Origin of the sequence: Rossellomorea sp. GCM10028870 (assembly GCF_042666755.1) — a bacterium.
Lineage (GTDB): Bacteria > Bacillota > Bacilli > Bacillales > Bacillaceae_B > Rossellomorea.
Genome location: NZ_JBHTGN010000001.1, coordinates 641,741 through 648,782 on the forward strand (window position 1 = coordinate 641,741; position 7,042 = coordinate 648,782).

10 protein-coding genes are annotated in these 7,042 nt (G+C 39.1%); 7 read left to right on the forward strand and 3 right to left on the reverse strand.

Annotated elements, in window-relative coordinates; all coding sequences use genetic code 11:
• Window positions 1-20 precede the first annotated feature (20 nt).
• Both ACFQWC_RS03285 and ACFQWC_RS03290 read left to right on the forward strand, forming a co-directional pair.
• The gene (locus tag ACFQWC_RS03285; protein WP_299738055.1) at window positions 21-1,166 is read left to right on the forward strand and encodes a glycosyltransferase family 4 protein; all 1,146 of its coding nucleotides are present in this window, start codon (window positions 21-23) and stop codon (window positions 1,164-1,166) included.
• A 122-nt stretch (window positions 1,167-1,288) separates the two neighbouring features.
• Window positions 1,289-1,744, forward strand: coding sequence for a DUF2663 family protein (locus ACFQWC_RS03290; RefSeq protein WP_377106036.1), 456 nt, complete (start codon window positions 1,289-1,291; stop codon window positions 1,742-1,744).
• Window positions 1,745-1,865: 121 nt separating this feature from the next.
• Here the strand turns inward: ACFQWC_RS03290 and ACFQWC_RS03295 are convergent, their stop codons facing one another.
• From ACFQWC_RS03295 to ACFQWC_RS03305, 3 genes are read right to left on the reverse strand one after another with little or no spacing between them, the layout of a single operon-like run.
• The gene (locus ACFQWC_RS03295; RefSeq protein ID WP_299739584.1) at window positions 1,866-2,435 is read right to left on the reverse strand and encodes a manganese catalase family protein; all 570 of its coding nucleotides are present in this window, start codon (window positions 2,433-2,435) and stop codon (window positions 1,866-1,868) included.
• A gap of 22 nt (window positions 2,436-2,457) precedes the next feature.
• Window positions 2,458-2,718: a spore coat protein CotJB gene (locus ACFQWC_RS03300; RefSeq protein ID WP_299738050.1), complete on the reverse strand. Its 261-nt coding sequence runs from the start codon at window positions 2,716-2,718 to the stop codon at window positions 2,458-2,460.
• A 6-nt stretch (window positions 2,719-2,724) separates the two neighbouring features.
• Entirely contained in the window at window positions 2,725-2,946 is a 222-nt protein-coding gene (locus tag ACFQWC_RS03305; protein ID WP_044340146.1) for a spore coat associated protein CotJA, read from the reverse strand.
• 151 nt (window positions 2,947-3,097) lie between these two features.
• Between ACFQWC_RS03305 and ACFQWC_RS03310 the strand changes: the two genes are divergently transcribed.
• The 5 genes from ACFQWC_RS03310 (at window position 3,098) to ACFQWC_RS03330 (ending at window position 6,597) form a co-directional block, all read left to right on the forward strand.
• Window positions 3,098-3,733 (forward strand): CBS domain-containing protein, encoded by a 636-nt coding sequence (locus ACFQWC_RS03310; RefSeq protein ID WP_299738045.1) that lies wholly within the window; start codon window positions 3,098-3,100, stop codon window positions 3,731-3,733.
• Window positions 3,734-3,792: 59 nt separating this feature from the next.
• Window positions 3,793-4,176 carry a hypothetical protein gene (locus ACFQWC_RS03315; RefSeq protein ID WP_299738042.1) on the forward strand — a complete coding sequence of 128 codons (384 nt, stop codon included), beginning with the start codon at window positions 3,793-3,795 and terminating at the stop codon, window positions 4,174-4,176.
• Entirely contained in the window at window positions 4,169-4,933 is a 765-nt protein-coding gene (locus ACFQWC_RS03320) for a metallophosphoesterase (protein WP_377106039.1), read from the forward strand. Before ACFQWC_RS03315 ends, ACFQWC_RS03320 begins: the two co-directional genes overlap by 8 nt.
• Window positions 4,934-5,029: 96 nt before the next feature.
• Window positions 5,030-5,941 carry a MerR family transcriptional regulator gene (locus tag ACFQWC_RS03325; protein ID WP_299738038.1) on the forward strand — a complete coding sequence of 304 codons (912 nt, stop codon included), beginning with the start codon at window positions 5,030-5,032 and terminating at the stop codon, window positions 5,939-5,941.
• Between the two features lie 71 nt (window positions 5,942-6,012).
• On the forward strand, window positions 6,013-6,597 hold the full coding sequence (locus ACFQWC_RS03330) for an adaptor protein MecA (protein WP_377106041.1): 585 nt from the start codon (window positions 6,013-6,015) through the stop codon (window positions 6,595-6,597).
• Window positions 6,598-7,042: the final 445 nt, after the last annotated feature.

The window sequence follows — 7,042 nt, forward strand, 5'->3', positions numbered from 1 at the left end:
TTACAAAGGGGGAAGTGTACATGCGAGTTGCATTGTTTTCTGATACTTATCATCCTCAAGTGAACGGAGTAGCAAGAACGTTGAAAAGGTTGACGAATCATTATGAGAAAAGAGGGATTGAATACAAAGTTTTTGTTCCCGATCCTCAAGAGAAAAAGGGATCCTACCCAAATGTACACTCCTTCACAAGTTTTCCTTTTTTCTTTTACCCCGAATGCAGAACAGCTATCGCCAATCCTAAAACGATTGAAAAGCAATTGAAAGATTTTTCCCCCACCCTGATTCATGTAACCACACCTCTTACTATGGGCCTGTATGGGGTCCGTGGGGCAAAGAAAATGAATCTTCCCCTTGCAGCCTCTTATCACACCCATTTTGATCTGTATCTGAATTATTACAAAATGATGTGGGTGAACCCATTATTGTGGAAATACATGAAATGGTTTTATTCACAGGCAGATCGCATTTTTGTACCCTCTAATGAAACGAAACTTCATTTAGAAAAGCAGGGTTTTACCGACTTATCCATATGGGGCAGGGGAGTCGATTGTCAAACCTATTCCCCTGAAAGGCGCAGTTCTGAACTAAGGAAGAAATACAATATTGACAAGAAATACATCCTCCTGTATGTTGGCAGGTTGGCGCCTGAAAAGGACTTAGATACACTTGAGAAAACCATTCAGCATCTTCCCCAAAAATTAAAAGATCAGGTTCAGTGGGTTATTGTAGGAGATGGACCCATGAAAAATGAACTTATGGAAAAAACTAAACTGGAAGATGTAGTTTTTACGGGTTATGTAACAGGAGATGAATTGGCGGAAGTGTATGCATCCTCTGACCTGTTCGTTTTCCCCTCTGCTTCAGAGACGTTTGGTAATGTGGTATTGGAAGCGCTCGCATCCGGTTTACCAGCTGTAGTGGCTGATAAAGGGGGAGTGACGAATATCGTTGATCATGATCAAACAGGAAGAATAGCTGAAGCTCATCAATATCCTTCATTTATTCACCATATCGAGGAAATATTACAAGAAGACCGCCTACCCGATATGAAACGAAAAGCTCTTCAAATAGCTGAAGAACAATCCTGGGATACCATCTTTGATCAACTCATTGTGGAATTCCGTGAAATAATCTTTTACCGCAATCAGAGACAAATGTTTGGGTGAAGATACAATTCGTCCTTTCTTATAGATGTGTAAGGGATCTGAAAAAGGTCCTTTTTTTATTCTACTATTCTATCTATATGGACAAGTTCATAAACTATAGGGAAGGGAAGGAGAGGATGGTAATGAATCATGCTGGAAACGATTTTGGCGAATGGACGGATCATGCCACCGGGCAGATGCTACATAATTTAATAGACAAAAAACAAAAGTTAGATAAAGCCAAAGTGATACACCTCTATAGCTTATGGGCAGCACTGTTTGCTTCCTTCTTTTTTCTCTATTATGTGACGAAATTTGTTCTTGGACCTTATTCTTATTCATTTGCAGAGATGTTTTCTGTATTTGTGTCCAGCTCTTTTCATTTATTTATTACCATGCTGTTGGTTGGACTCTGGGGTGCTACGAAAATCTTATATGAAAAAAAAGAGAAAAAAGAAAAAGAATATCATGCATTAAGGTGTGAAATCATTGATCGAAGTAAAGATTTATGGAAAGAAGAAGCGTGGAAAAAAAGGCATCAAGTGTATGAAAAAATGAAAAAAGAATGGGATATTAACTTATTTCATGGAAGTAAGTGAGATAAAATGCAAGCACTAAAAAACGAGTCCATGGGATACTCGTTTTTTGGTGCTTAGTTTTATAGGATTGGCCCATTCTCCCTTTGCTCGATGAAATGAGCCAACTCTACATTCCCATTCATTAAAAGAACACCTTTTTATCTCTTTCGTCCTTAAGTATTTCAACTGCTTCACGGAAGCGTTGGGAGTGTACGATTTCACGCTCCCTTAAAAACCGCAAGCCATCATTTAAATCCGGATCGTCACTCATATTAATGATCCACTGATAGGTAGCCCTTGCTTTCTCTTCAGCTGCGATATCCTCATATAAATCAGCGATCGGATCACCTTTAGCCGCTATATACGATGTAGTAAACGGCACACCCGCAGCATTGTGATAGAAGATCGCTCCATCATGATTGACATAATGAGGGTCAAGTCCAGCGTCCTTCATCTGCTGGGGAGTTGCATCTTTGATTAATTTATAAACCATTGTGGCGATCATTTCCAAGTGAGCAAATTCCTCCGTCCCAATATCCGTTAACAATCCGATGACTTTGTCCGGGATGGTATAGCGTTGATTGAGATACCTCAGGGCAGCGGCAAGTTCTCCATCTGCACCACCATATTGCTCAATCAGAAATTTAGCCAATTTAGGATTGCATGTACTCACTCTAACAGGATATTGAAGCTTTTTCTCATAAACCCACATTGTCATGCACCTCCTTATTTTTTTATACTTGCCATGGCCACGGAGCGTCCTTCCAGTCCCAAGGGTAATTGGAATAGCTATATCCATAGTTGGTCAGAGGACCAAATTCCTTTTCAAATTTCTTTTTAATTTGTTTTCGGGTTTTAATGTACATATTATATTGAGAGATTGCATCATAATCTTCTGGGTGTGTATCGAGATATAGCGTAAGATCGAGAATCACGAAATCAACCGCTTGTAACTCTTCCAGCACTTCATAATAATGGGGGGGAAGCTGTTTCATGTCAGTTTACTCTCCCTTCATCTTTTCATAGGGACTATAGTAGGGATCATAAAACACTTTCCAAAGAGTGCCTTTTTGTAGCGCTTCTTTTGGTGAATATTGCTCCAAGTTGGGAGGCTGAAAACCTAAGTAAAGGTTTGGAGGAGTTGAATAAACCTTACGGGTGATCGGCTTACATGGATCGAATGGACTTACATATGGATAATAAGCTTTATAAAATTCATGCATGATAATCCCTCCTTTAAAGTAAATCCTTCGTAACAACATATGAAATAAATAAATAGAACATGTTAAATAATTAAAATTCATAATTATGAAGGGAAATCCTTTGAAAATGTTGAATACTAAAAAGGTAGGATATTAATAATGAGGTGGTCAAATGTTTGTTAAAAGTGCCATGATACCGAAACACAAATGCTACGTGGTAGATGAAAATGATTCAATCGAAAAGACCCTAACAGTACTGGAGCATCATAAAATTGATGGAGTACCGGTCCTGGCGAATGATGAATATAAAGGGGTAGCAACTCGTTACAATATCTATCAGAGCTTCTTTCTTTCAGGAATGGATAAAGAAGCCTTTCTCAAGGAGAGAAAGGTGCGTGATATTATTGCAGATTCCGACAAATATATAACAGAAAAAGATGTATTTGAAAATGCTTTGGTCGAATTAAAGGATTCCCCGATTCTCCCTGTCGTAGGGGCAAATAAAAAATTCCTTGGCCTGATTACCCGCTTTGATGTACTCGATCAATTCAGAAGTGCATTCGGGATGGACCAGAAGGGAGTCCGCATCGCCTTTTCTTCTGTAGAAACAGAAGGAAGGATTGCCCGCCTTGGGGATATCATTCAGCAGTACTCGGAATCGGTCATATCCCTTGTAACCTTTGATGAAACCGATAAATTATTGCGACGTATCGTACTAAAGGTAGAAAAGAAGGATAATATGGATAAATTCCTTCATAAGTTAGAGAAATCAGGGTTCCGTATCCTGGATATTCAAGAAGATGAATAATTGACGGAAACCCTGTATGAAAAAAAATCCCTCTCATAAGATTTATGGGAGGGATTTTTTTGATCAATCATATTGCTAAACTGCTTATCACGTTTCTTTTAGGGTATCTATACATTAAATGGTTTCCAGCAGCAGAATTGCTTAACAGCTCAGAGTTCATTGTTGAGTTAGTCTTAAATCCTGTACCATTCTTTGCGGCAATGATGGCTTTTATGGTGGGACTGATGGTTCAAGGGAATTTACTTAAATTTGAATTGTATTCTATTCTGAGATTATTAAATGGTAAACTACATAAAGAATTACTCATCATTCCTTTTCATATAGTCATCATCTATTTATTAAGTTGTTTTGGGATGTGGCAAACAATGATTTTTTCCTTTTTATCCATTTTTTATGGTATTATTTCTATAGATTTTCGCCGCCAAGGAGGCCACAATGCTTGAATTTATTATTTTGTTATTAGCAGGGGGAGTCATGCTCCTCTTTTTTATGTCATATGAAGCACGTCGAAATGTTGTTAAAATGGAAAAGGTGAAGCTTACGGACTTTCCTGATGATACGAAGCCGATTTCCCTCTTTTTTATATCAGATATACATAAGCGGGAAGTTTCAGATGAAATTATTGAAGAAGTGAAGGGAAAAACCGATCTTGTCATTATTGGCGGGGATCTTCTAGAAAAAGGAGTCCCATTTTCAAGAGTTGAACGAAATTTAGATAAACTGCTGACTCTAGGTAAGATATATTTTGTCTGGGGCAATAATGATTATGAAGTGGATACAAATCGGCTGAAGGAAATATTCAAACAAAAGGGAATCATTGAAATCGTAAATGATTCAGTTAAAGTGCCGATCCATAACGGAATGATAAACATGATTGGAGTAGACGATGCGAGTACGCAAAGAGCTTCCTACACATCTGCTCTTAAAAGGACAAGACCAGATGAATTTAATCTTTTAGTGAGTCATGACCCGGGACTTGTGAGAGAGGTACGAAAAGAAGAAGGTATTGACTTGATGTTAAGCGGTCATACACACGGTGGACAAATTCGCTTGTTCGGCTGGGGACTGTATAAAAAAGGAAGACTTGAAAAACTCCCGCAGACCACCCTATTAGTAAGTAACGGTTATGGGACCACTGCACTTCCATTACGCTTGGGAGCTCCGGCAGAAACCCATTTGATGATAATCGAAAAAGAATGAAATGAACATTTGTTATTCATTACCTATACAAATTTTACACAAAAGGGTTTCTCGATTATAATTTCAGAGAGAAGAGAATTACTTGGGGGACTATTTATGAGCAATGATAAGAAGTTAGAAGGCAAATACAATATAAAAGCTGTGTCCACAATTTTAGGAATACAACCAGGTACATTAAGGGCATGGGAGAGAAGATATCAGATTATTGCTCCTGTACGAAATGAATCGGGTCACCGTTTATACACTGAACAGCATTTAAATATATTAAAATGGCTGGTTGAAAAGGTCAATCAGGGATTTACCATTAGTCAGGCTGTTGCACTGCTTGACAAACAAGAGCTGGAAGAAAATGAGATCACCTCATCTGAACAAAAGGATCGTACTCAAAGCATCTCAGATGATCTGTTAAAAGCACTCTTAAGCTTTGATGAAACAAAAGCACATGAGTTAATCAACCAGTCGTTTGCTGTTTACACGATCGATAAAGTAGTGATTGATATCCTGGGCAGTTTACTGGTGAGAATCGGAGACCTGTGGGAGAACGGGAAAATCACGACTGCACACGAGCATTTTGCCACATCGATACTCAGATCTCGAATCGGCATCATCATGCACTCGTTTCCACACAACGGCATCTTACCTAAAGTAGTGGCAGTTTGCGGACCTGGAGAATGGCATGAATTAGGATTATTAATCTTTACTCTCTATGTAAGAAGAAAGGGCTTTGAAGTAATCTATTTAGGTTCCAGTATAAAAGAAAATGATATAGACATTGTTCTTGACGAAGTAAATCCTAAGTTTTTATTCTTCTCCTGTACCTTACGAGAAAATGCAGACAACCTGCTGTCTCTAGTCACTACATTAAAAGATGAGCGTGAAGACCTGGAAATCGGGATTGGCGGGTTTGCTGTAGACAACCTCCCAGGAGATAAGAAAGAGCAATTCCAGGAACACATCGTCGGACAATCCAAATCCGATTGGGAACTATGGCTGAAAAGTAAATTATAAGTGGATTATGCACTGTTTTCTGCCCTTTACATAGTATGGTGATAAATCGTCACACTCTAGGGGGTACGAAGATGAAGCTCGAAAGAATTTCTGACAACAAAATAAAATTTTCCATTAGTGTGGAAGAGTTAGAGCAAAAAGGTTTATTTGAACAAGACCAATGGAAAGATTCCTATATGTGGCATGATCTTTTTGAAGATATGCTGGACGAAGTTCAAGGGAAGTTCGGCATTGAAACGCAAATGGAAATCACCGTGGAGATTGAGTCATTCGATGATCAGGAAATTTGTATGATCCTCACGTTAGAGTCAGAAGATGACTTTTCTGATTGGGAAGACGAAAATGGAATCATAAAGTCCATGAATGATCATGATGTGCTCGTCTACTTTGATGATTTCGAGGATGTACTGAACCTCCTTAAACGCATCAACGAATTGAGCAAAGTGAACAATCGTCTTATACAGTTAAGTATTTATTATTATGATAATAAGTATTACTTACTTATAGAAAACCTACTTGAATGCGATAGCTTTATTTTGGAGGCCATTTGCGCTGAATATGGCCAGCACTCAAAGACTACGAAACATATCCTGATGGAATATGGCCGTGCTGTTTTAAAAAAGGATTCCATTGAAAAAATTCTGTTTTATTTTTGATCGTGGTATGTGGTACTGAATCTTCACCCCCTTTAGATATATGGTTTACTATGATTTATAGGATAAATAGGTAAAGTTTTGCACTTTTAGGTTGATTCCTGGAAGTGTTTTTTGTTTTTGAGATGGTTGTTGTGATTTCTTCTCGGCCTGCCCAAGCCGCCTCCGCTTTTCGATGTGTCCAGCTCCGGCGGCTAGAGGCTCGAGGTCATAAGTCAAACCTATCAAAAAGGCAAAAAGCGCATTTCCGGCAGGTTCGTCTTATGCTTGTCGCCCCAGGGCGAGCCCCTTCCGCTTTTCGATATGTCCAGCTCCAGGGGCTTGGGGCTCGAGGTCATAAGCCAAGCAACCCAAAAAGGCAAAAAGCGCCTTTCCGGGTTACTCGTCTTATGCTTGTCGCCCCAGGGCGAGCCCCTTCCGCTTTTCGATATGTCCAGCTCCAGGGGCT